Raw genomic sequence first — 24839 nt, 5'->3', positions numbered from 1 at the left:
CAGCACAAAGCAACTGACATTTCCAATTAGCTATGGCAAAGTCAGTGCTCTGTCTTGATAATTATCGTTCAATGAACACACCAGAATTACAAGGGTTTGATCTTAATCTGCTACAAACCTTACAAATCCTACTAGGCACTAGAAACGTCAGCCATGCTGCGGCTGAACTAGGGCTTAGCCAACCGGCCATTAGCCGTCAGCTAGCAAGGCTACGCCAACACTTTGGTGATCCGCTATTGGTCAGAGAAGGCACCACTTATTTACTCACCCCACTGGCAGAGAAAATAGGGCAAAAACTCCCCAACCTAATGCATGAACTACAAAATGTGATTGCCTTAGAAGCGTTTGACCCAGCTACTTGTACTCGTAAGTTTGTGCTATCTAGTTCTGATTACATCGCAGAACACATGCTGCCAGATATTATTGCTTATACGTTTGCCAATTCGCCGCAGATTGATATCAGCTATAAGCTATGGAAAAGAGAAGATTACGCGGTGCTCTTTAATGGGGAGGCAGATCTCATCACCACCATTTCAGAAGAAATTCCTGCTGGCTTACATGGCAAAACATTAGGTGAAGACCAACCCGTTTGTCTAATGCGAAAAGATAATCCATTAGCCAAGCAAGAAACCTTATCGTTAGACGAATACCTGCAAGAACTGCACATCACGATTAACGGCGGTAGTGATAAAGACAGCAGAATCGATACTCAACTAAGAAAACAGTCCGGCAACTTCTCTCGAAAAATCAAAATTGATGTCCCGTTTTACGCCTCGGCACTCAAACTCGTTCAGCAATCCGACTTATTACTCACCCTCCCCTTACATATCGCGATTAACTACAGCCAACTTTATCCCGTGGTATGGCGCCCAATTCCGCTAGAAAATGTACCGCCGTATCAATATTGGATTTTATGGCATGAAAAAAATCACTGGGATGCGGCACACCAATGGTTTCGCAACCTTGTCTACCAAGTATTAAACCGCTCTATTCACGGCATTACCCACTTTAACAACCAACAAGACATTACCTAAACGCATACATACTATAAACAGCCATACGTTTACTGCATTCATTAAGACGAATTAGACTGAATCCATCGTTTTGAAGGACATATCGATGGATACGCAAACTCTCTTTTTACTAGCATCCACCTGCTTACTCGGTGCCATGACGCCAGGGCTAAGCCTCGCGATGATTGTTAAACATGCAAGTAATGGCGGTAAAAGACGCGGGCTATATGCCGCTATAGGACATGCAACGGGGATTCTGCTGAATACCCTCGCCGCACTCACAGGCGTTGCCGTGCTGATTAAGAGTAGCCCTGTGTTATACCAAGGGCTCACCTATCTTGGATGTGCTTACTTGCTGGTGTCTGGTTCGCATATGCTGATCAAAGAAATCAGCAAATTAAAAATCCCAACGGCGAACCATCCAATCACCAAACAAGCAGCCACACCTTCAGGCATGCATCCATTATGGGATGGACTAACGATTGGCACCATTAACCCACCGCTCATGCTGTTTTTTCTCTCGATTTTTAGCCAATTTGTCTCGGTAAAAGATTCATTAGCGACATCGATTCAACTCGCCATTGTGCCATTTGTTGTTGATTTAGCATGGTTTAGCTTAGTTGTTGTGTTACTAACCAAACTCCAAGGTAATCCGCAAGGCAATTGTAAACGGATATTACTCATGCTGATTGGGGTGATTCAGATTGTGATTGGGCTGCGGACCTTAGCACTGAATTAAGATGCAAATACCTCGTCATGCTTCACTAACGTCGTCCTCACACCAAAACTACCAAAAGAGGATAAATTCTTGTTGTGGTGGCGAATAATCTGATCAGCGGTGAGCACGCCATTATCTACCGTGGTATGCCCATCGCTGACCAAACTAACGGGATAACCATAGGCCAATGCTTGCCTGACTGTCGTATCGACACAGAAGTCGGTTTGCATGCCGCAAATGATGAGGTGATCAATCCCCTTCTCTTTGAGCAAGGATTGTAGATGGGTTAGATGAAAGGAATTTGGTGTGGTTTTACGGACGATGGGTTCATTGGTATGTGAGATCAATCCATCAGCCAACTGCCAACCTGCAGATTGGTAGACAAATTCACCCTCCGCTTCTTCATGCTGGACAAAGATAACCGGCACACCTTTTTCTCTGGCAGATTGGGTGACTACATTAATACGCTTTATCACATCCGCAGCTTGCCAAGTCTCCTCTGCACCAGCACACAGCGCTTGTTGCACATCAATCACGATCACTGCACTCGCCATAACTAACCCTTTTGCATATATTACGCAGTGGAATCATACGCTGATTGCATTGGATGGGCGTAAAAAAAGCAGCACGATCATTCGCACTGCTTTTTATTAGCTTCAAGAATGAGAAGATTAGTTTCTCATCAAACCCCAAGCAAATTCATCCCCCTTACCTGCGGCCAAGCCTATCATCAGGGTAAGTACAAGCTGAGGCGAATCTTTTACCCATGCTTGCAATTCAGCCATGCGGACAACCGCTTCGCTGGCGTCGTCTGGCTCGCCCAATGCATTTAGTTGATCTTCTAGCCAAGTCACATCACGTAATGGTAACTCGTGGTAAAACTTGATAATCGCACCAAAAATAATGACACGATACGACTTAGGCAACATGGTTTCGTCTAGTCGAGACGCGACACGAATAATCTCAGCAATCACGCCAACCTTTAATGACACATCTGGCTGGTTTTTCTTTGCTGTCTTTTTTTGGCGGAAAATAGCCATCTAATGCTCCGAACTGTCGGTAATTCAATAATGGCTTATTGTCTCATAATTCGGATGGACTTGCTTCGCGAATGGCAGATGGCAAGAATCCAAAGCGCTGGCGGAAACGTTGGGTGAAGTGAGATGGCGAATCATAGCCCACATCCAATGCGATTCGTGTAATGGGCAAAGCCGTGCATTGCAATAACTGAGCCGCGCAAGACATCCGGACATCGATTAACACATCACTAAAACAAGTAGACTCTGCAGCGAGTTTTCTTCGTAAGGTTGCTTCACTCATCGCGAGCGCCTGCGCCACTTTGGGTGCGGTCCAATCTAGAGAAGGGTCTTTTACAATAAACGACCTGACACGCTCAGAAACAGACTGTTCTAGAGCCCCTTGCAACACACCGCCCGCTTCTTTTACCCAATAAAACACCTCTTGTAGCCGATGCTGAGCAATTTGCAAAGGAAGCGATTGATCCATAACCGCTTGGCTAGCACGCTGGCAAGCACTACTTGCTTGAATAGTTAATTTACCTAAAGGCAATGCAGTCTGAATGGCTGAAACCGGTGCAGAAAGCTGAGCATTGCATTTAGCTAACAACTCATCATCCCAAACCAACCAATACGCGCGGTAGATACCTTGATCGGGCAATCTATTCGTGACATCTAAAGTTTGTTTTCCCGCGATCGCAATTGCTTCGCCCGATTTAATTGTGCAACTACCATTAGACCATTTCACCTCTTTCTCACCCGCTTCAACAACAATTAAAACAGGATGACTGATATACAGACGAGTGAACGCCAATACCTGGTGCTGATAAACCGATGCGGTCATACCCACGCCTTCACGGTGGGTTAGTACTGGCGTATTCATACTCTCGCTTTTTTCAAATGGTTTCACATATATCGATCGGCCTAAACCGTCCTCGAACTAACTATCGGCTCCCCCAAACCATTAACTTTGCTTCGCCAACTTGCTGAAAATGCACCATAAAGCCAACTAGTGCAGGTGTTGCATTCGCAGACAAATCTAACTTAGGGACTTTTAGTGCATGCACTGTAAAGATGTAACGATGCTTTTCACCTTCCGGTGGGCACGCCCCCAAAAAGCTAGCTTGTCTGGCATCATTTTCAATGGTTATCGCCCCTTCAGGCAATCCTTGCATGCTATTACCAGCCCCTTCAGGTAGTACGGTTGAAGTAGCAGGCAAGTTGGCAACTACCCAATGCCACCAACCAGAACCAGTCGGTGCATCAGGGTCATATGCGGTGACGACATAGCTTTTGGTACCTGCGGGTGGATTCACCCAATTTAATGCGGGGGATATATTCTGCCCTGTGCAGCCAAATGTGTTCGCAAATTGTTTTGCGGGTAACACACCATTATTTTGTAAGGTTGGGCTAGATAAGGTGAATTCACCTGCACTTGCATACATGGCAGCCATCGTTAATGTAAACGACAACACAGTAGAAAATTTGATCTTCATAAAAAAATACCCCTGTAAAATATAATCACAAGGGTATTTTTATTGATAGCAGCACAGTTCACTATCGCATCACGATCAAACCCTATCGGAATTCGATCATTCGTCTTCAAGGTTAGAAGATTACAGCTTAATAAAGTGCTCGCGGTAGTATTTTAGTTCTTCGATCGATTCGTAAATATCGGCCAATGCTTCGTGCTTGCCATGTTTCTTTAAGCCTTTTGCGACTTCTGGCTTCCAGCGCTTGGCTAACTCTTTTAGGGTACTTACATCTAGATTGCGGTAATGAAACCAGGTTTCTAGTTCTGGCATCCAACGTGCCATAAAGCGACGATCTTGGCAGATCGAATTACCACACATTGGTGATGCACCTTTAGGTACATAAGATGCCAAAAACTCTAGCATTTGACGTTCTACTTCTGCTTCATTCAACACAGAGGCTTTCACACGATCAATCAGACCAGAGCGACCATGGGTATTCTTATTCCAATCATCCATGCCATCTAGAATGGCATCTGACTGGTGTACGGCGAAAACAGGGCTTTCGGCAACGGTATTGAGTTCACTATCCGTGATCACCACGGCTAATTCGATAATACGATCGCTATCAGGTAGCAGACCGGTCATTTCCATATCTAGCCAAATTAAGTGGTTTGCATCTTGAGTCATGAACTTCTTCCTTTAATTAATTCTCTTACAGTAACCATTTTATCCTAGAGATGGGGTTTTGGTCGAAATTCCGCAGTTTTATGCTTAGGTGTGGGATAATCTCACTATTCATATTGTATTGATTAGAAATCGCTTACATGTCAGGTTTTACCACATTCTCGTACATCTTTATTGCCCTGGTTATTTTCACGGCGCTTTTACAATTATGGTTATCTCATCGCCAACTTTGGCATGTTGCAACACATAGAGCCGAAGTGCCTTCAGCCTTTGCAACGGATATCTCATTAGCAGATCACCAAAAAGCAGCCGACTACACAATTACCAAATTGCAATTTAGTCGCCTTACGCTGTTAGTTGATGTGGTTTGGACCTTAGCCTTAACGATTGGTGGCGTATTGTCTGGCGTTTACCAACTCACCGGAAAGTGGTTTTCTAGCCCCATTTGGCACCCCGTCGCTGCGATGGTAGTGGTGATGTTGATCCAAGGGGTGATTGGTCTACCGGCAAGCCTTTGGAAAACCTTTCGTATTGAAGCAGCATTTGGTTTTAACCGCCTTACCGTCAAACTCTTCTTCTTGGATTTAATTAAAGGTGCAGTGGTTGGTACATTAATTGGTGTTCCATTCCTAGCCGCAGCATTGTGGTTACTAAAAAGCATGGGCGCTTACTGGTGGGTATATGTTTGGGCAATGTGGTTAAGCTTTAACTTGCTAATGCTAGCTGTCTACCCAACTTTTATCGCACCACTCTTTAATAAATTCACCCCATTAGAAGACGAAGCATTAAAAGCACGTATTGAAGGCCTATTAAAGCGTTGTGGCTTTGCTAGTTCTGGTGTGTTTGTCATGGATGGATCAAAACGCAGTAGCCACGGTAATGCTTACTTCACCGGTTTTGGCAGCAATAAACGCATTGTGTTTTTCGATACTTTAATCGAGCGTTTGACGCCTGAAGAAATTGAAGCCGTGCTCGCGCATGAACTTGGTCACTTTAAACATAAGCACATTGTGAAGCGCATGGTCTGGATGTTTGGTTCTGCTTTAGTCGCATTAGGTATTGCAGGCTGGGCGGTTGAACAACCTTGGTTGTATACGGGCTTGGGTGTTAGCCAACAAGATACCGCCTTAGGCTTATTCTTGTTCTTTATTGTCGCGCCATTAGTGACATTGCCGCTAGGCCCGCTATCAAGCTACTACTCTCGTAAACACGAGTTTGAAGCTGATGCGTTTGCCGCTAGCCAGTCGGACGCAAAAGACTTAATCAGCGGTCTAGTAAAGCTATATCGTGACAATGCAAGCACGCTAACACCAGACCCATTGCATTCGGCTTTTTACGATTCACATCCACCTGCATCACTCCGTATTGCGGCACTTGAAGCGAATCAGAAAAAAGCCTAAGTAATGAGCAAAAAATCAAAACCAAGTAACCGCCCTGCCAATACCAATCTATTAGAAGGACTGGTGATTCAAAGCTTTGGTCGGCGGTTTCGCGTAGAGACAGCAGACGGCATATTTGGCTGTGTGACTCGTGGTAAAAAAACGGATGTTGCATGCGGGGATAAAGTCCTTATCCAAAAAACGGCGCTGGATGAAGGCGTTATTGAAGAAATCTTGCCAAGAGCAAGCTTGCTGTACCGACAAGATGAATGGCGAAGCAAAACCATTGCGGCAAACGTGAGCCAGATTCTGATTGTGACGGCTGGCGTACCTTCTTGCCATGAGGCGATGCTAAACCGCTGTATTTTAGCGGCAGAGGTAAATCACCTACCTGTGACTATCTTGGTCAATAAAATGGATTTATCAGAATCCCAAGCGGTTTTTGAGTCGCTGTCCTCTTTTCAAGCGCTGGGTTATAACGTCGTACCTATTTCGGCAAAACAGGATGTATCACCAATTTTAGCCCTGCTAAAAGGGCATACCTCGGTACTGGTTGGTCAGAGTGGCATGGGTAAATCCACCCTCGTGAATGCGCTCATTCCAGAAGCGGCAGCAAGAACCGGTGAGATCTCAGAAGCCTTAGATTCAGGCAAACACACCACAACTTTTGCGACGCTTTATCATCTAGATGAAGAAAGTCAATTAATCGACTCACCCGGTATGCAAGAGTTTGGTTTACACCATATTGATAGCCGCGATATTGCAGGCATGTTTCCGGAATTCCGCCCTTACCTCGGAGAGTGCAGGTTCCACAACTGCTGGCACAAAGTAGAACCGGGTTGCGCAATTGAAGCAGCGAATGCAGATGGAAAAATTAGTGATTCCAGACTCGCGTTCTACCGCTTACTGATTGCAGAGAGGAACATCAAGTAATCTGCGACTCATTCAAAAGAATGATATCCAATCATGGGATAGTAATGTCCCAGTATTCTTTTTTATCGAGCGGCGTTTCTTTTGGCAATAATGGGTTAGGCAGTTTGATTAGCAATCGCTTTTTCACATTCAGACCAGCCAGCATGTCCCGTTTGTAAATCCTATAGCGTTTTTCAAATTCACCAGTCCGAATTAAACGCTTTAAGCCATCCTCTATCCGTGCGGCCATTTGCACACCCGCAGAAGTCTTTGGCACAAAGAAATATCTAGGCAGTGGGTAATACAGCAAAATGCGCTTTTCAATGGTCATATTGGGATAATGTCCCCCCTGCTGAATAAGTTCGTCTGTGACTTCGTTTACCCCACGAGAAAAAGCATCGAATCGATCTGCCGCTAGCATTGAAAACAAACTGTTATAATCCGATCCCGTCACCACCGATAAGCCGGATGCTTCTAAGATCTTTACATCTGGCCAGCTTGCATCTTGTCCAATTCTGATTGATTGCAAATCAGCTAAGGTCTTCACCCGATTAAAGCGGACCTGCATAGATTGGTTAATCAAAAATACGCGATAACCGGTTAGCCCTTTTTCCAAAGGAATGCGAATGGGGATTGAGTCGGCTTCTAATGATTGAGAAGTGGTGCGAGCAATGATGTTAACCGAGGCATTCGATTTAAACTCGGCAAGCGCGCGCGAATTGGTCATCGGCTCAGCAGATGCTTGCAGTGAGTAATCACCATAAATCATGCGATTACTCTCTAAAGCGGCAGATAATAAAGACCAAAAATAATCGTAGCGTTTATCCATGGCATTTGCAGATTTTGGATACACTAAGCGTAGTGGTTCAGCATACAACGAATTCGCGTACACTATTCCAGCTAGAAGCCAGCAACCAAAGTAACAGCGTCTTTTAAGACGCTTTAATGCAAACACTTTATTTTGCTCCGACAAGGTTCAATGGTTCAATATTTCATCCTAGCATGAGCGAAATGGCAAAATGATGAAAATCACAAACAAGCATAAATTTTTTTGATTGCTTAGACAATTTGTCTAACACAATTACAGATATTGAGTCTCTTAACCTATGCAAAGCTATTTACCCGACAATTACGACCGAAAAATTCTAGCAGCCTTACAAGAAGATGCACGTATGTCACACGCAGAAATCGGCAGACGAGTTCACTTATCTCAGCCAGCGGTTTCTGAGCGCATTCGTCGGCTTGAACAACACGGCGTCATTTTAGGGTATCAAGCGAGGGTTGACCCAACGAAACTCGGTTACCCGATTACTGCCGTCATACGCGTAGCAAGCCAAAGAGGTAGACCTTACGAACCCTATGTCAGGGAAAAACCAGAAGTAATAGACTGCTACACGGTGACAGGAGAAGATTGCGCAGTGCTAAAAGTATTGGCGCAAGACATCCCTCACCTTCAACAACTAATTGAAGACCTCAATCAGTTTGGCAATACGTCTACGGCAATTGTGCTATCTACTCATGTCGCGGCAAAACCGATTCTCCCGCCAGAACGGGATGTTTAGCAGATAGCAAAAAACAAAGAGACTAGTAGCTTTAACAGGCAGACTAGTCTCTTTGCTGGTCAATTCCCTATCGTTACTAGGCAATTGCAGGGAATACAATCTCAACCATTAAGCCCCCATGCTGACGATTGGCAAATCGAATCGTTCCACCCGTAGACGTCACAATCCGTCTGGTAATCGTCAGCCCCAAGCCATAGCCATCTTGGTTAGTGACATTACTTGCCCGGTAAAAAGGCGTTCCAATCTTTTCGAGCTCCGCCTCTGGAATACCAGGGCCTTCATCTAAGATACGCAAAATACAGTGCTGATTATCGTCACTCTGGCTTAATTCTACCTCCACCGTTGAAGCGGGTTTGGTATAGCGAATCGCATTACGGATCACGTTCTCAATGGCACGTTGTAGTAGTTCTGGCCTAGCCTTCACATGACCAACTACCTCTCCTTGCAAATGCACCATTTTGCCATTTTGTTCTGCTTCAAAACTTGCGTCACTTAGCACTGCGAGCACCAGATCTTGCAATGGGCAGAGCTCATCTCCAGTTTGGTAATTCACATTGGTATCTAGCCGAGAGAGCGTTAATAACTCACCAATTAACTGATCCATGCGCTCGCACTCTTGCTCGATGCGATCCATACTGCGCTCAATTTTATCGGGCTGTTGACGCATCAAACCAGTCGCCGCTTGCAACCTGGCTAACGGCGAACGCAATTCATGCGAGACATCATGCAATAGACGTCGTTGCCCATCCATTAACTGTTGCAGTTGCTGTGCCATTTGATCAAAAGAAACCGACAAATCTGCCAACTCATCTTTGCGTCTTAACTTATTTCCAATGCGTGTACCTAGCTTTCCTTTAGAAAAAGTCTCAAATGCATTGTTCAGCACTTTGATTGGCTTAGAAAAATAAAACGCCAAAATCCATGCAAACATTAAACTCGCCACAAACCCAAAAAACAATGGTACCAATGGGAAGATATCTGGCCCTTTATCCCGGTTTGGAGGCCCATCGTGCCGACTATTTTGCGAATTCGCTGCCATCACCCAATAGCTAGCTTCTTTACTTTTTGTCAGCAAGATAGATTGCGACCCTTCTGGGACAGAGGTCTGATACTCCGAAGTAAGGTGCTTAAATAAGGCCGCATCTGGCTTTTCTAAAGAATAACCCGCTACAATATTTCCTGCTAGATCGAGCACCACCACAGGGCTGCGCTCATCTTGCGCAAGCAAGGTTTTTACCCTGGCTAGGCCAGCATGCTGTAATACTTCTGACGTAGCTAGCACCATCAATCGAGATGGTGGGCTATTATCTAAAGAGATAGGGGCTAATGCGCGCTCTCTTTCATGTAACCAGAATGTTCCTGTTATCCCGATCATCGAAGTCAGCTGCGCTAACCAAATTCCAAAGAAAAATTTCCAGAATAAACGACCCATTTGCACGATATAGATTCTTTTAAACTTTAATTAATTGGTAACCAAGACGGAATACAGTCTGAATGCATGAACGGCCGTCTGGCAGCACACCTAGCTTTTGGCGGATGCTGCTCAAGTGTACATCAATACTGCGGTCATAACGGGCTAATGGGCGTCCTAAGCCATTTTCAGATAACACTTCTTTAGACACTGGGTGACCAGCATGCTTGGCAAGCACTTCTAAAATGTTAAATTCGGTACTGGTTAGCTGAACGTCTTGCTCATTCCAAGTCACTTGTCGCTTGCCTGGCCACACTGCTAGCGGCCCAACCTCAATCACATCCACTTCATCTGGCGTGTTACCTGTTTTCACACGACGAGCAATAGCGCGAACACGGGCAACTAACTCACGCGGCATGCATGGTTTTGGCACATAATCATCTGCACCAAGTTCTAGACCAATGACACGATCTAGTGGCTCATCTTTGGCCGTTAGCATGATAACGGGCGTCTGGCTAAAGGTTCTGAGTTTACGTAGCGTCTCAATCCCATTTAGCACAGGCATCATCACATCTAATACCACCATATCCGGTTGAAAAGCTTGGAACTTGCCTAAGCCTTCTTCGCCATTGTTTGCGCTATCTACTTGGAAACCTTCTTGCTCCAAGTACTCTTGTAGCATTTCAACTAGTCTTACATCATCATCAATTAATAGAATTTTCATCGTTTTGCACTTTTAAATTATCAGTTATTCAATACAGGGCGTGCTTTAGGAGAGGCAGCCAGATGGCCGCCTCCTTAGTACGACTCTACAATTGCTTATCAGGCCAATGCAGAGATCAGCGAACTAGCGGTTGAGCTGCTTGCTGTTTCAGCTGAACTAGTTCCGTAAGTACGCATTAATTCCATCAATTGACGCATCATGGCTTGTTGGCTAGATGTGGTGCTTGAAGTAGAACTCGTGCTATCTGTCGAACTAGTTGCGCTGGTGCTGGAAGTACTAGATTGATTTTGCTGCTCATACGCCATGGCTTCATCACGGGTTACACGGCCATCGCCGTTGGTATCCGCTGCACTGAAGTTGCTAGCAATGTTGCTAAACGTAGAAGCCATTTTGCTATCGGTATTGCTATCCGATGCCATCGCGGTCAGTTCATCTTGGGTAAACCCTTGATCCTCTTCCTCGCTACCTTGTGAACCACTTGGCGGCGGTGGTGGAGGCATACCACCTGCTTGCATACGCATTGAATTGAATGAACTATCTAACGCAGAAGACAAACTATCTAAGCCCGAGCTTAATTCAGACTCAGTTACCTTGCCGTCGCTATCGCTATCTAGTTGGCTAAATAGGTCATCAATACTCGATGTATCAGATGAACTAGTGCTACTAGAGTTAGATAAAATATTGCTAAACGCGGTCTCCAGATCAGATTTCTCCAGATACCCTTTGTTTGCGGTATCTAGATTAGAGAACACATTACTGATCAATTGAGAGGAGGACCAGCTATTACTGATACTACTAACCATGACTAACTCCTTTCAGAACTACTTATTTCTTACCACCCTGTACGTTTGCTGATAATCAAACGTGAATTAAGCAAGAGACTTGCTCTGCCTCTTTCTAAGCAAGTTATCGACCATAACCCCACTGCAAAGAGGGGGTTTTGGGTAAAAGCTTGTTAATGGGTGTTAAGCAATTTCTGTAAAAACGCATCAAAAGCGAAACGGACTAACTTATGACGAATAAAAAACGATAAATAACTTTAAATATATGATGTAAATATTTGTTTTATATAGCCATTCTAAAAAACGGCAATTATTGCCGCACCGTTACTTTGCCGCCCAATGCCAACCAAAGATCTGCCTCTGCAGATAGCTGTTCATATTGGTTTTCCAACCAATTATCTTTTGCGGTTTGGTAAGAATTAACAGATGACAACCATGTAGACATTTCAATTTGTCCGGCTTGGTATCGGTTTTGGTTAATACGGCTAGCAGTCTCAGAAGCCGTAAGGTTCTTTTGCAAGTTGGTTTGATCAGCCAAATAACGAGTTCTGGCGGTTAATGCGTTATCTACTTCCATAAAGGCATTGAGAATGACTGCCCGATAATCATTAATCACACTTAAATAGCTGGTTTCACTAATCGCATAGTTCTTTTTCAATTCGCCCCACTGCAAAAATGGTAACGTTACCCCTACCCCTAGCGTGCCAACCGGATTATTCAACACTTGCTTTAGCTGAGTGCTAGATGAACCTACACTGCCGGTTAAGGTAATTTCAGGTAAAAAAGAGGCACGAGAAGCCTTCACCGTTTCTAAAGACGCTTCTAAACGATGACTAGATGCCAAAATATCAGGACGATTTTGTAGAACATCGGCAGGTACGCCGGCTGGAATCGTCTTTACTTGTAAAGCGGGTAAATGCCATGCGTAAGATTGATTACTATCCGTTGGCGCTTTACCTAGTAGTAAAGACAAAGAATTTGCGGCTGTTCTTTGCTGCTGTTTTAAAGACAGTAGCGTGCTATTGGCCGTCGCCAAGCTGCTTTCTACATCTGCCACATCGACTTGTGTCACAGCACCAGCGCGGTATTTTGCTTGGCTAATAGACAGCAGTTTTTCATTTCGGCTGATTAGCCCTTGTTGTGAAGCGATTAAATCGTTCAGGTATCCAATCTGCCAATAGAGTTTGGCAGTTGTATTCGTTAAGCTTAATGCCGTTTCTTGCAAGTCTTCAGCAGTGGCTTTGGCCTCCCACTCTGCAGCACTGGTAGTGTGTTTAAGCTTATTCCACAGATCAAGGCTGTAACTCACATTCAAACTCGCATCATGTGAATGAGAAATTTCATCGGTTTTTAAATCTCTGCTAGCTTGGCTATTCAAACTAGCACTCACTGTTGGTGTTTCATCTTCAGCTTTTAGCCCAGCAGTTAACCAAGCAGTGCGTAAGGTATAACCAGCCTTCTTCAAGTCTGTATTGGCAGCCAACATATCGGACATCAGTTGGTTTAACTGGCTATCTTGATATTGCAACCACCAGTCTTCGGTTTGTTTTACCGATTGAGTATCAGTGGTAGCAGTCCATTGTTTCGGTGTTTCCACGCTTTGGTTTGTACCGGTTGGTAGATTAGGCAACGCACACCCACTTAACAAACCACCTAAAATAAGCGATGCAACTAATTGTTTTAATTTAATTTTCATTTTTAATCTCTTGAGAGTGCATCAACTGGATTTAGCTTCGCGGCATTTTTTGCCGGTAGATACCCAAACACCACCCCAATTAATGTGGAGCACGCAAAAGCAGAAACCATCGAAGTAGTCGAATAGACCATCGTGAAACTGCTAGAGAATTGATCGAAGATAAATCCAATTCCTAGTGCGGCACCGACCCCTAAACACCCTCCAATTAAGCACACCAACACAGCTTCAATTAAAAACTGCTGCATGATGTCGCTTTGTCTTGCACCAATCGCCATCCGCACGCCAATTTCTTTGGTTCGTTCCGTCACAGAAACCAGCATGATGTTCATCACACCAATCCCACCGACAACCAGTGAAATCACCGCAATCATCGAGACCAGCAATGTCATGGTTTGTGTGGTTTGCTCAATGGTTTGGCGAATCGTGTCTGTGTTAAAAATGAAGAAGTCTTTGCGACCATGACGAAGTGTCATTAACTTCACGATGCCATCTTCCGCGGCAGACGTAGAGACAGAGTCTTTCACTCGAACGGTTAAGCTTTTTAGATAGTTACCACCAGTCATCCGCCCCATCACGGTGGTGTAAGGCAACCAGATATTGAGTGAGCTATTGTTACCAAACCCACTGTCTTTCTTTTCGGTTACGCCAATAATTCTGGCAGGCACACTGCCAACTAAAATGGTTTGTCCAATTACATTGCCTTGGCCGCCAAAGAGCTTTTTATAGGTGTTGTCATCAATCACTGCTGATTGTGCTAAATCCGCTTCATCGGTCTTATCAAAACTATTACCTTGGGCAAAATTCAATCCACGTACGCGGAAGTAACCATTACCAACCCCGTTAATAGTGGTAGAAACAGAAATATCGCGATACCGAGTCGATGCACTCGTAGAAACGGAAGGGGTGACGCTATCGACAAATGGTTGTTCAGCTAACGCTTCAGCATCTGCAGGTACTAGGGTTTGTACCTTGCCCGAACGCTCGTCACCAAAATCTGAACCAGGGAACACATCAATGGTGTTAGTTCCCATCGAGCTAATCTGTTTAAGAATGCGTTGGCGAGAGCCTTCACCAAGCGCGACAACAGATACGACAGACGCAATCCCAATAATAATGCCAAGCATGGTTAAAAATGTCCGTAGACGATGTGCTAACATCGCTTTAACAGACATATGCATCGCTTCACGGAATCTATCTAACCAAGCAGACCATTTCGCGGCTTTGATGCTCTCCTGCTTATCAGACTTTGCCGCAATTGTATTTGTCGCTTGGGTATCATTAATAATGCAGCCATCTTGAATCTCAATACGACGATCAGCATGGCTCGCAACCGACATATCATGAGTCACTAAAATGATGGTATGGCCTTGCTGGTGCAGGGTCTTTAAAATTTCCATCACTTCTTTACCGCTTTGCGAATCTAGCGCGCCAGTTGGCTCATCGGCCAAGATCACATCGCCGCCATTCATCAAGGCACGCGCAATACTCACCCGTTGCTGCTGGCCGCCAGATAGTTGCCCAGGCCGATTTCCTTGACGATTTCCCAAGCCCAAGCGTTCTAATAGCGCCTTTGCTCTAGTCGCACGATCACCTTTCGCAATTCCTGCATAAATCGCTGGAATTTCAACGTTACCTACTGCATCTAAATCGCCAAGCAAGTGATAACGCTGAAAAATAAAACCAAAGTGCTCACGACGTAATGCGGCCAAATCATCTGGCTGCATTTCCCGGGTGTCACGGCCATTGATACGGTATTCACCTTCGGTGGCTTGATCCAAGCAACCAATAATATTCATTAAGGTAGACTTACCAGAACCAGAGGCACCAACAATCGCTACCATTTCGCCAGCTTGAATCGAAAGGTTTACCGATTTCAGCACCGCAATTTCTTCGTCCCCCGCCTGATAACGGCGGGTGACATTTTTGAGTTCAATTAAAGGCTGAGTCATGGCTTACAACCCCATTGGAGGGCCACGACGCGATCCCTCAGATTTACCCGCACCTGTCGAGTCGCCCAACACAACTTTGTCGCCGTCTTTCAGACCATCAAGCACTTGTACATTGACGCGATTGTTTAAGCCGGTACGAATAATCTTTTCAACCACTTGCTGATTTGCTTGCAAGACTTCTACCGCGTAACGGCCATCAGGTAACTTGTTTTGTAATGCAGAAGCTGGGATGGTGAGCGTGTGCTTTGCCTCTGCTAACACCACATTCACTTGGGTAGTCATATCAATTCTGAACAAGCCTTCTGTGTTCGGCACTTCTAACACAGCGTTATAGTAAATAGCGCTAGAACTAGACGAGCTTGAGCTAGAACTTGATGAGGAAGACGAACTTGAACTACTACTATCGTCACTATCTAGGCTCGTTGGGCCAGGTTGAACACTCTTAATCGTTGTATAGAATTTACGATCTGGTAAACCAAGAATAGTGAAATAGACTTTCTGACCAGCTTTCACGCGAATCACATCGGCTTCTGAAATCTCTGCTTTGATTAATACTTTTTCAAGACGCGCTAGCTTAATAATGGTTGGCGTAGTTTGATTCGCGTTAACCGTTTGACCCGCTTTTGTGACTACCGAAACCACCACGCCATCCATTGGCGCAACGATTCTGGTGTAACCAAGGTTCGCTTTTGCGGTATCTACACTCACCTTTGCTTCTTCAATCGAAGCTTTAATTGCGGCAACATCCGCTTTTGCAATTTTTAGATTGGCTTCTGCTGTTTCTAGATCTGTCTTTGCCGTTGCATCTGCTTTGGCTAAGGTTTGCTGACGTAACGCAGTTTTTTCTGCGGATTCTAACGTTGCTTCTTTAGAGGCCAACTGCGCTTTGGTGTTAGTTAACGTAGCTTCAGCGGTTTTTAAGGTATTTTCTTGGGTGGTGGAGTCAATCTCAGCGATCAACTCCCCTTTTTTCACTTTATCACCCAAGGAAACTTTCAACGTTTTTAGCTGTCCTGATACTTGAGCACCCACACTAACTTGTTCTAGCGCTTCAATTGCACCAGAAGAAAGCACGGTATCTTCAAGGTCGGCATAGTGAACAGTAGTGGTTGTATAAACGGGCGCTGCATTACTCGGAAAAAATTGGCGTTTCGCCCACCAAGCAGCCAGTATAATGACGAGTAGAATAATGGAATATTTAATAATACTTGCGCGTCTTATTGGCATGGTCTCTAAACCTGTTCACTTTTAATTGATATATGAACTAGTTTGCCAAAGACAGCGGCAAGTTTGGGTTAAGCCAACCTAAAGTCTCTGTTAAGAAATTGTAAAAGCACTTGTTTATGATGCTCTAACAATAAGAACAACCTTTATTCAGGCAAAATAAATACACTGCAGTGCTTGAAAGGAATAATTTTGCACATTCTGCTAATTGATGATGATGTATCGCTATCTGGCATGCTCGGAGAATATTTAGAAGGCGAAGGCTTTCAGATCAGTATTCGTAATAGTGGCCAAGCAGGTCTAGATACTTTGAAATCGGAATCCATCGATTTAGTGGTGCTCGACATCATGATGCCTGCAATGGATGGCATGACGGTACTACGCCACATCCGCCAACAAAGCGAAGTGCCTGTTATTATGTTAACAGCACGCGGAGATAATATTGATAGAGTAGTTGGCTTAGAAATGGGCGCAGATGACTACCTATCTAAACCGTGCTACCCAAGAGAGTTATCCGCCCGAATCAAGGCCATCTTGAGAAGATCTTCCTCTAAATCCAGCACGGATGATGAATCGAATCTTTCTTTAGGGTATTTATCTTTAGAACAAGAAAAACGAATTGCCTCTTGGAAAAAGCAACCAATCGAACTCACCGCAACGGAATTCAATCTACTCGGCGCCTTGCTAATTGCAGACGGCAATGTCGTTTCCAAATCTGATTTATCAGAATCTGCGCTTGGAAAACCAATGGGGCCATACGATAGAAGCATTGATGTTCATATTAGCCACCTGCGCCAAAAATTAAGTCTACTACCAGACTTCAATTTACAAATCAGTACCGTTCGCGGTATTGGTTATCGTTTATCTACTTAAGCGCTATTGGGGTGTTTTTAACACCCCATTTCCGTAATTACCTCTCTACCCAACGCCCCTGTCCGCCGACGAGTTTGTTTCCTTAATTACAGCAAACTACACCCTATCGCTAAAATTTGGGGATAACGCTAAAAGCACCTACGGCTCCATTGCTTTTTTGTCATGTACCCACTCCCATTAGGTCGTATAACGCTAATAAGTGGTGCGGTTTTATTATATTCATCCGCAGAATTCCTACCGTAAAATTGATCAAATTTACCGATTAAATTAATTTTCCACTGGTGGTTATTCAACATGTACAAAATCATTCCTGCGAAGCCAGAACATGCAAAGCAAATTGTTTCTTATGTAGGCATTACCTGTTATTGGAAAGAGTTTGTCGAAGGAAACGATTTAGGGCAATCCTTCGAAGAGTTTATGCTTCAGTGGTATGTGAATCCACGATTAGAAGATACGAAAGTCTTGGTCAAAGAAGGGGATGAAGCGCGCATCTATGGCTGCGTGATTGCTGCAACCTTGGATCGTTTAGGAGAAATGCCGGATTACACCCCGCATTTGCATCCACGGGTAATGGAAGTATTTGGAAACTGGTTTCAATATCCAGTTAGCGACAGCGTCGTACTAGAACTATTTGCACTAGATCCTGCACTGCGAGGTCAAGGCTATGGTGGCAGACTGTATCAAGTAGTGGAAGAACTAGCAGCTTCTACCGGCAAAGAGTGTATTGCCGCATTTGTATGGTCTTGCTTCCCAGACTCCTTAGTTACCCTAACACGCAGATGCCTCATGGTACGCGGGTGTATTAACTTCCCTAGCCCAGTAGATATCCCACTGCTCTATCTAGAAAAACGCCCAGAATACACGGCGACCAAAGATTATTTTCAATCTAAGCCGTATCAAGCAACCACCAACATGCTGCTTTCTTAAGCCACAAGATGATGTTGACCACGACAACTTACTTCGTGGTCAACATTTAGAAAGACAAATCAGAATTACAACTTAATCACGTAATACTTCTTCACTTTCTCTACCACTTCCCAACGGCCTTTGAACCCTGGTTCGATAATAAATACATCCCCTGCTTTTAGGTGAATTGGCTCGCCATTTTCTGGCGTTAGAATGCAATGGCCTTCCAGAAAGTTACAATATTCCCAAACCTTGTAGTCTACTTTCCATACGCCAACAGAAGATTCCCACACGCCCATGTGTAAAGTACCATCAGCAGAAGAGTACCCATTATTGGTTAGTGTGTGTGGCTCGCCTTCTGCCACAGTACCCGCCCAAGGACGATCAACGATTGGAGTAGGATTTGCTTCGCGATGAAGAAAAATATGCTCTTTCATGGGTATTCAACTTTCTAGGTAAGAAGGACTAGCAAAATAACAATTACCTGATACTAAACAGGTGTTCTGATAGAAGCAATTACCCAAGACGGGGGATGTCGGAATATGAAAATAAGCTGTCGGTCATTGATAGTGAGGAGGTATCGACATAGTCAAAAACGACTTTTCAACATAACAAAAGCCAAATGTCATAAATATTGATACAATATTCTTTTGGCATAACCCTATCGATTAAATGAAATTTCTTACCCTCTCTGTACCACTACTTTTAAGCTTGCCCCTGCATGCAGAAACATCTACCAATAGTGTTATTGGGGAATATGAAGTACTCCAAGAGCTTTCTGGCCAGCGCTCAACCATTCATCTGAAATGCGAAACTGCAACAGAATGTAAACTGACATTTGGCCAAAACAAGTACCCTTCCATTCCTCCAGAGGTACATCAACTCAAAGCGATTCATGAGGTTGATAATGTAGCGGAAGCAAAAAATGCATTAAGCTATGCGATCACCAATTTAGATCAAACGAAACTGGATGACCACGCGCCCGGCTCTTGGCCATTTCAACTCAAAAAAGAACTCGCCCAGAAACCGAGCATCAGTAAATGCTGGGATTTAAACTTTAATGAGCCTTCCTACTTACTGGCCTGCAAACTCAAAACAGGCGAGCAAGAGTTAAAGCCAATGTATCTATTTATGACCCAATTATCTAACTGCAATACTGGATTTTGCCGTTATATGATTATTCCAAGTAATCCACGCTAGTTAACATAAGCAAAGGGGGAAATTCCCCCCTTTTTTCATTTAACTATTTCTAAACACCACAGCAGGTCTTAGCTTTAATAATCTGAGTAATAGCGGCATGACCACCAGCAAAATCGCGAGAGTAATCACGGGAATCAATGTCCAACTCAAAGATGACGGTTGATACGGCACTTCCAACCATTTCACGTTTACAAAAGCGGCAAACGCTTCATTTCCTAACACTGCAATCAATGAAGTCACCCCTCCAAGCACAAGGTATTCCCACAAGAAAAGCCTCGCAATCATACCCTGCGTACCACCAACACCTTTTAGAATAGCGACTTGCTTCTGACGCTTCTGTATACCCATTGCCAAAGCAGACCACAGCACCAGCGCCCCACTAATAATGCTAAAGCCTAAGATAAACTGTAGTGCAGCACTTAATTGATCCATGATGCTCTTCGCTTGCGCTAGCAATCGGCTCACATCAATGACAGTTAAATTTGGCATTTGTTTTAGTAGCGTCAATTCCACGTTTCTGTGCTCTGGAGCTAAGTAAAAACTACTGACATAACTCGTCATTTGCTCAGCCAACATATCAGGGCTAGCAATCACAAAGAAGTTCACCTGAAAAGACGTCCAATCCAATTTTCGAATGTTCGCGACTTTACCTGTAACCTTTGTGCCTGCAATATCATAAGTCAGCGTATCACCAACCTGAACCCCTAGCTTTTCAGCGATTCCCTGTTCCACAGACCAACTATTGCGGGTTGTTTCATCAAACGCTTTACCCGCAACGATCTTATTGCCTTTTGGTGTTTCTAACATCCATGAAAGGTTAAACTCTCTAGTTGCTAAGCGCCGCGTTTGCTGGTCAACATAGTCAGTAGGCTTTACGACATGCTGATTAATCATCTGAAGCCGACCACGAATCATGGGATAGGCAGTAGGCGCAGTGATATGTTCAGATTGGAAGGCATTCTTAAAACGATCTAGTTGATCGGACTGAAGGTTAATCACAAATCGATTAGGTGCATCAGAAGGAATTTTGCTTTCCCAGTTTCCCACTAACCGCGTCGCCGTTAGGCTGACTAACAAGATGGCAATCAGCCCTAAACTAATTGCCCCCGCTTGAATAGCAACCAAGGCTGGTTGGCGTAAGAGACTATTCATCGCCATACGTAAGGTGAATGCGGATGGATTGGATAGTTTCAATATCCATTTTGCTATCACCCAAACTAACCCACCGACCAGCGCGCACCACAAGATTAAACCGGCAAGTAAGGCAAATGTAATCCATACATTATGCAAAATGCTATACGCAATGATCGCTAATAATCCGCCGCCCAAAAGCAAACCACCACTCCAAATGGAAACGGGGGCGTCGAGCCTTAAAAGTTGAATCACCGTAAAGTTTCTTAACTGCCAGATAGCAGGTAATGCCACTACTAAGATTAAACACAGGCCAGCAATTAGAGATTGCAAGACAACCGAAACCGGTAAAGCGGGTAACTCCATCATCAATAATGAGGCGATTCTGGAAATCACTAATTGCTGTAAACCCAAAGAAAAAACAACACCCAAAACAGAAGCCACAAAGCCAATGCCAATAAACTGGGCTAAATACAACCTAGTTAGTTGAGCTGCAGTCATGCCTTGTGTACGCAATACGGCCCACACCCTAATGTGACGATTCACATACTGCGTTGCAGATAACATCCCTGCTGATAGTGCTAGCACCACTGCTAGTACTTCCGCCATTTTTAAAAAGCGTTGCGCATTATCCATCACAGGTTTTAAATCGCCACGGGTATTGGTCGCATCTTCGACTCTCGCCCCTTGTGGCAAATGTAACTTAGCCCAACTACTCCAGACCTTCATTGCAGGTGACTCACCTGCCACCATCAATACATAGCTAATACGGCTTTGATCCTGCACTAAACCTGAGGTCTGTAAATCGGCGGCTGAAAGCATCAAGCGAGGTGACAAAGAATTAAAATTAAACCGCGCATCAGGCTCCTTAATTAATTGCCCTGCAATGCTTAACGCGGCATCTCCAACATAAATGCGCTGACCTAATTTTAGGTTGAGTCGATCTAGAATTGCTTTATCTACCCACACAGACCCTTTTGCAGGGGCACGAGCGGCTACCGTATTTCCATTAGCCAATAGAACAGTTAACTCTCCGCGTAAGGGGTAACTACTTTCTACCGCTTTTGCACTCACTAACATGGCATCTTTTTCAGTCTGTGCCATTGTTGGAAACAACCAGCCATTGGCTGTCTTTAACCCCATTTCATGGGCTTTATTTTGAAGTGACGAAGGAAGTGCTTTGTCACCACTGACTAAGGCATCTCCACCTAAGAGCACGCTAGATTGTGTTTCAACAATTGCACTTAGTCTCGCTGACACAAATTGAATCGTTGCCATTGCGCAAACCGCAACCAGCAAGGTAAACACCATCAGGCGATTTTTATTTAAATCTCGCCAAAATAAACGCCATCCAAACATGAAATTTCCTAGATTCGACAATCAATTGCCATTTTTAGGCAAAGTGAGCGCCAACTGAAAAGCCCTATTACATTTAGGGTTGCCTAGTATCTAAAACTCGCCTACCATCGCGTTCAACTTCGGTTTCATTTACCACAAAAACACCAACCCTGTGGGCTCATTCCGGCTGTCGCTACACTAGCATAGCCCCCCCGAACCGGATGAAAGTTCCCCGATCGAGGAAAAATATGTCATTACCGTTAACCACCTTATTTGAAAACAATCAACGCTGGGCTGACAAAGTGAATCAGCGTGATCCTGGTTTTTTCGAAAAACTATCATTACAGCAAGCACCAGAATACCTTTGGATCGGCTGTTCAGACAGCCGTGTTCCTGCCAATGAACTGATTGGCTTATTGCCAGGCGAAGTATTTGTTCATAGAAACATTGCAAACCTGATTGTCCATAGCGATTTAAATTGCTTATCGACCATTCAATTTGCAGTAGATGTGCTTGCCGTTAAGCACATCATTGTCTGTGGGCACTATGGTTGCGGTGGTGTCAATGCGGCCCTACAAGGTAAGCGTGTTGGGTTGGTAGATAACTGGCTTCGACATATCCATGATATCAACCAAAAACACGAAATTTTGATGTCTGCCCAACCAGATATCATCACGCAAAGCGATCGTCTGTGCGAACTCAACGTTATTGAACAAGTATTAAATGCTTGCCAAACGACCGTTGTTCAAGACGCATGGCAACGTGGCCAACCTCTGACGGTTCATGGTTGGGTATACCGCCTAAATAATGGCTTACTGCACGATCTGAAAATCTCTATTTCTTCACAAGAAGAATTATTAGATTGTTATAACGACGCAGTAAATAACCTAAGACTGGGCAAATAGTCTGGCAGTAAGTGAACAGCTTTAAAAAACCAAAGGGCGCAAATAGCGCCCTTTGGTTTTTTATATCAAACACTTAACTCAGTGTCGGCTCTGGCTCTATCCAAGTCACCCCATGTAAAGGGCACTGACGGATGGCCTTCTGTAAGACCTCAATCGCATCTGGACGCGGGAAACGACGGCGCCAAGCAAGCACAATGCGACGCGTTGGTTCAGGCGACTCAAATCGAATGATGTTCATTAGATTATAGCTAGCTTCGTTTTCAGCTACTTCGTTAGCAGGTAAGACAGTTACCCCTAAACCAGAAGCAACCATCTGACGAATGGTGGCTAAAGAGGAGCCTTCTAATGTACGTTGTAACCCTGCCTGACCACCTCTATTTAGCGCAGGACACACCTGTAGTACCTGATCACGGAAGCAATTACCCTGCCCTAGCAATAAAACATCATCCTCAACTAATTTAGCTGGGGGCAAACGATCAGACTCTTCCGCCCACTTATGATTAACCGGCGTCGCGACAACAAAAGACTCATCATACATAGACACCATTTCAAAGCCGGTATCATTGAAAGGCAAGGCCAAGATCATTGCATCTAACTTTCCTTGCCGGAGAAGCTCACATAATTTACTGGTGTAGTTCTCTTCAATCAGCAATGGCATCTGCGGCGCCATTGGCTTTAGTTTTTGAATCAAATGGGGTAGTAATCCAGGAGCAACGGTATAAATCACACCAAGGCGAAGAGGAACAGATAATTGATCCTGCCCGGCTTTTGCAATTTGCTTGAGAGAATCCGCCTCTTCAAGCACTCTTTGCGCTTGTTGAATAATTTGCTCGCCCAAAGGGGTGAGCGTGATCTCGCCATTACGCTCAAAAATTTGAACACCGAGTTCTTCTTCTAGCTTTTTTACAGCAACAGATAAGGTGGGTTGGCTAACATAACAAGCATCCGCAGCTCGCCCAAAATGTCTTGTTGTTGCAACCGCTAAAATATAGCGTAGTTCAGTAAGCGTCATATTGAATTATTTTAAACAGAGGATAGAAGGCTCGAAATCTTTATTCCGGTTTGACAATGACGCGCGGTTTGCCTTGTACGTCTACCGCAACATACGTTAGGGTCGCTTCCGTGACTTTCACCACTATCGGATTTTCAGGATGTCGCTCTGCAAAGACTTCCACTTTAATCGTGACAGAAGTTCTACCAACACGTAGCGGCTCAGCATAAAAGCTAACCAAATCCCCCACATGAACGGGTTCTTTAAATTGAAATGCATTGACCGCCACGGTCACGACCGCACCTTTTGCTAGGTTAGTCGCTTCAGCAGCACCAGCAATGTCAACTTGAGACATCATCCAACCACCAAAGATAGAACCATATGCGTTCGCATCTTTTGGCATCGTCATTACACGTAATGTTGGAATTTTGCCTGGAGGCAATTCAACAGTATCAACAAACATACTCATATGTACGCCTATATCGCCCAATCAATAACGTTGGGACTATCGTTTATTTGGGTCTGCAGGAGCTGCAGCTTGCTGCAAGGTTTGCAGTGCTGCTTTCTGCATTTCCATTGTCTTAATGCTCATTTGCAGCATATTAACGTTAACGGTTAGCCACCCTTCAATGACTTTCAATTCGTTAATCTTCTTTTCAAGATCTTCAACTGAAAACATCGGCGGTACGCCAGATGATGCTGCACCAGTCATCTCAAGCGGCTTCCACATGTCGCGAAACAATTTGAACGGGTCATTTAGGTCTTCAGCCATTACATACTCCCTTTCGTTTGAAAACTGCTCGCTAATTTGAATTCGTCATCTTCATCACATTTGACAAGCAAAATGATGAGAGGATCAATCAAGTCTGCATAAAAAAACAAACTACTTATAAAGTATAACGGAAGTATAAGATTCCATCATGCCTTGTCTTCATAAAATGAAAATAAAA

Annotated in this window: 26 protein-coding genes; 9 read left to right on the top strand and 17 right to left on the bottom strand. The window is 44.3% G+C overall.

The window, feature by feature from the left end:
- Positions 1–71: 71 nt before the first annotated feature.
- Both LIN78_RS13890 and LIN78_RS13885 read left to right on the top strand, forming a co-directional pair.
- Complete coding sequence (locus LIN78_RS13890) at positions 72–1034, top strand: LysR family transcriptional regulator (protein ID WP_227181443.1); 963 nt, start codon at positions 72–74, stop codon at positions 1032–1034.
- An 85-nt stretch (positions 1035–1119) separates the two neighbouring features.
- On the top strand, positions 1120–1752 hold the full coding sequence (locus tag LIN78_RS13885; RefSeq protein ID WP_227181442.1) for a LysE family translocator: 633 nt from the start codon (positions 1120–1122) through the stop codon (positions 1750–1752).
- Here the strand turns inward: LIN78_RS13885 and LIN78_RS13880 are convergent.
- The 5 genes from LIN78_RS13880 to orn all read right to left on the bottom strand — a co-directional run bounded on the left by LIN78_RS13880 (position 1749) and on the right by orn (position 4909).
- Positions 1749–2285, bottom strand: coding sequence for a cysteine hydrolase family protein (locus tag LIN78_RS13880; RefSeq protein ID WP_227181441.1), 537 nt, complete (start codon positions 2283–2285; stop codon positions 1749–1751). The two genes, LIN78_RS13885 and LIN78_RS13880, sit on opposite strands and share 4 nt — an antisense overlap.
- Positions 2286–2402: 117 nt before the next feature.
- Complete coding sequence (locus LIN78_RS13875) at positions 2403–2771, bottom strand: hypothetical protein (RefSeq protein WP_227181440.1); 369 nt, start codon at positions 2769–2771, stop codon at positions 2403–2405.
- Between the two features lie 43 nt (positions 2772–2814).
- Entirely contained in the window at positions 2815–3630 is an 816-nt protein-coding gene (locus LIN78_RS13870) for an AraC family transcriptional regulator (protein ID WP_227181439.1), read from the bottom strand.
- Positions 3631–3691: 61 nt separating this feature from the next.
- Positions 3692–4243: a YbhB/YbcL family Raf kinase inhibitor-like protein gene (locus tag LIN78_RS13865; RefSeq protein ID WP_227181438.1), complete on the bottom strand. Its 552-nt coding sequence runs from the start codon at positions 4241–4243 to the stop codon at positions 3692–3694.
- A gap of 120 nt (positions 4244–4363) precedes the next feature.
- Positions 4364–4909, bottom strand: coding sequence for an oligoribonuclease (gene orn, locus LIN78_RS13860; RefSeq protein ID WP_227181437.1), 546 nt, complete (start codon positions 4907–4909; stop codon positions 4364–4366).
- A gap of 137 nt (positions 4910–5046) precedes the next feature.
- Here orn and LIN78_RS13855 point away from each other — a divergent pair, with 137 nt between their 5' ends.
- Together LIN78_RS13855 and rsgA are read left to right on the top strand one after the other, a co-directional pair.
- Positions 5047–6306: a M48 family metallopeptidase gene (locus LIN78_RS13855; RefSeq protein ID WP_227181436.1), complete on the top strand. Its 1260-nt coding sequence runs from the start codon at positions 5047–5049 to the stop codon at positions 6304–6306.
- Positions 6307–6309: 3 nt separating this feature from the next.
- A complete protein-coding gene (gene rsgA / locus LIN78_RS13850; protein ID WP_227181435.1) occupies positions 6310–7218 on the top strand; it encodes a ribosome small subunit-dependent GTPase A in 909 nt (302 codons plus the stop codon).
- A 31-nt stretch (positions 7219–7249) separates the two neighbouring features.
- On the opposite strand, the gene LIN78_RS13845 is transcribed toward rsgA, so the two are convergent.
- Positions 7250–8026, bottom strand: a complete 777-nt coding sequence (locus LIN78_RS13845) for a transporter substrate-binding domain-containing protein (protein ID WP_227181434.1) — start codon at positions 8024–8026, stop codon at positions 7250–7252.
- A 277-nt stretch (positions 8027–8303) separates the two neighbouring features.
- Here LIN78_RS13845 and LIN78_RS13840 point away from each other — a divergent pair, with 277 nt between their 5' ends.
- A complete protein-coding gene (locus LIN78_RS13840; RefSeq protein ID WP_227181433.1) occupies positions 8304–8759 on the top strand; it encodes an Lrp/AsnC family transcriptional regulator in 456 nt (151 codons plus the stop codon).
- Between the two features lie 76 nt (positions 8760–8835).
- Here the strand turns inward: LIN78_RS13840 and LIN78_RS13835 are convergent, their stop codons facing one another.
- From LIN78_RS13835 to LIN78_RS13810, 6 genes are all read right to left on the bottom strand, one after another.
- Positions 8836–10191 (bottom strand): HAMP domain-containing sensor histidine kinase, encoded by a 1356-nt coding sequence (locus tag LIN78_RS13835; protein ID WP_227181537.1) that lies wholly within the window; start codon positions 10189–10191, stop codon positions 8836–8838.
- 19 nt (positions 10192–10210) lie between these two features.
- A complete protein-coding gene (locus LIN78_RS13830) occupies positions 10211–10894 on the bottom strand; it encodes a response regulator transcription factor (RefSeq protein ID WP_227181432.1) in 684 nt (227 codons plus the stop codon).
- Between the two features lie 98 nt (positions 10895–10992).
- On the bottom strand, positions 10993–11697 hold the full coding sequence (locus LIN78_RS13825; protein ID WP_227181431.1) for an EF-hand domain-containing protein: 705 nt from the start codon (positions 11695–11697) through the stop codon (positions 10993–10995).
- A 289-nt stretch (positions 11698–11986) separates the two neighbouring features.
- Positions 11987–13372 (bottom strand): efflux transporter outer membrane subunit, encoded by a 1386-nt coding sequence (locus tag LIN78_RS13820; protein WP_227181430.1) that lies wholly within the window; start codon positions 13370–13372, stop codon positions 11987–11989.
- A 2-nt stretch (positions 13373–13374) separates the two neighbouring features.
- Positions 13375–15321, bottom strand: coding sequence for a MacB family efflux pump subunit (locus LIN78_RS13815; protein WP_227181429.1), 1947 nt, complete (start codon positions 15319–15321; stop codon positions 13375–13377).
- Between the two features lie 3 nt (positions 15322–15324).
- Entirely contained in the window at positions 15325–16548 is a 1224-nt protein-coding gene (locus LIN78_RS13810; RefSeq protein ID WP_227181428.1) for an efflux RND transporter periplasmic adaptor subunit, read from the bottom strand.
- 186 nt (positions 16549–16734) lie between these two features.
- Here LIN78_RS13810 and LIN78_RS13805 point away from each other — a divergent pair, with 186 nt between their 5' ends.
- Positions 16735–17418 carry a response regulator transcription factor gene (locus tag LIN78_RS13805; protein ID WP_227181536.1) on the top strand — a complete coding sequence of 228 codons (684 nt, stop codon included), beginning with the start codon at positions 16735–16737 and terminating at the stop codon, positions 17416–17418.
- A 294-nt stretch (positions 17419–17712) separates the two neighbouring features.
- A complete protein-coding gene (locus LIN78_RS13800; RefSeq protein WP_227181427.1) occupies positions 17713–18345 on the top strand; it encodes a GNAT family N-acetyltransferase in 633 nt (210 codons plus the stop codon).
- A 65-nt stretch (positions 18346–18410) separates the two neighbouring features.
- Here LIN78_RS13800 and LIN78_RS13795 read toward each other — a convergent pair whose 3' ends face one another.
- Positions 18411–18761 (bottom strand): cupin domain-containing protein, encoded by a 351-nt coding sequence (locus tag LIN78_RS13795; protein ID WP_227181426.1) that lies wholly within the window; start codon positions 18759–18761, stop codon positions 18411–18413.
- Positions 18762–18996: 235 nt separating this feature from the next.
- On the opposite strand from LIN78_RS13795, the gene LIN78_RS13790 reads away from it, so the two are divergent.
- Entirely contained in the window at positions 18997–19524 is a 528-nt protein-coding gene (locus LIN78_RS13790) for a hypothetical protein (RefSeq protein ID WP_227181425.1), read from the top strand.
- 39 nt (positions 19525–19563) lie between these two features.
- Here LIN78_RS13790 and LIN78_RS13785 read toward each other — a convergent pair whose 3' ends face one another.
- On the bottom strand, positions 19564–22014 hold the full coding sequence (locus LIN78_RS13785; protein WP_227181424.1) for an ABC transporter permease: 2451 nt from the start codon (positions 22012–22014) through the stop codon (positions 19564–19566).
- Between the two features lie 227 nt (positions 22015–22241).
- Here LIN78_RS13785 and can point away from each other — a divergent pair, with 227 nt between their 5' ends.
- On the top strand, positions 22242–22898 hold the full coding sequence (can, locus tag LIN78_RS13780) for a carbonate dehydratase (protein ID WP_227181423.1): 657 nt from the start codon (positions 22242–22244) through the stop codon (positions 22896–22898).
- 73 nt (positions 22899–22971) lie between these two features.
- On the opposite strand, the gene LIN78_RS13775 is transcribed toward can, so the two are convergent.
- Genes LIN78_RS13775 through LIN78_RS13765 form a run of 3 tightly spaced genes read right to left on the bottom strand, consistent with a single transcriptional unit; the run spans position 22972 to position 24661 of the window.
- Positions 22972–23910 (bottom strand): hydrogen peroxide-inducible genes activator, encoded by a 939-nt coding sequence (locus tag LIN78_RS13775; RefSeq protein WP_227181422.1) that lies wholly within the window; start codon positions 23908–23910, stop codon positions 22972–22974.
- A 40-nt stretch (positions 23911–23950) separates the two neighbouring features.
- On the bottom strand, positions 23951–24358 hold the full coding sequence (locus LIN78_RS13770) for an acyl-CoA thioesterase (RefSeq protein ID WP_227181421.1): 408 nt from the start codon (positions 24356–24358) through the stop codon (positions 23951–23953).
- A 36-nt stretch (positions 24359–24394) separates the two neighbouring features.
- The gene (locus tag LIN78_RS13765) at positions 24395–24661 is read right to left on the bottom strand and encodes a PhaM family polyhydroxyalkanoate granule multifunctional regulatory protein (RefSeq protein WP_227181420.1); all 267 of its coding nucleotides are present in this window, start codon (positions 24659–24661) and stop codon (positions 24395–24397) included.
- Positions 24662–24839 lie beyond the last annotated feature (178 nt).

Origin of the sequence: Leeia speluncae (assembly GCF_020564625.1) — a bacterium.
Taxonomy (GTDB): Bacteria; Pseudomonadota; Gammaproteobacteria; order Burkholderiales; family Leeiaceae; genus Leeia; species Leeia speluncae.
The sequence above is the reverse complement of the archived record's forward strand: the minus strand, read 5'-3'. Positions and strand labels throughout refer to the sequence as shown.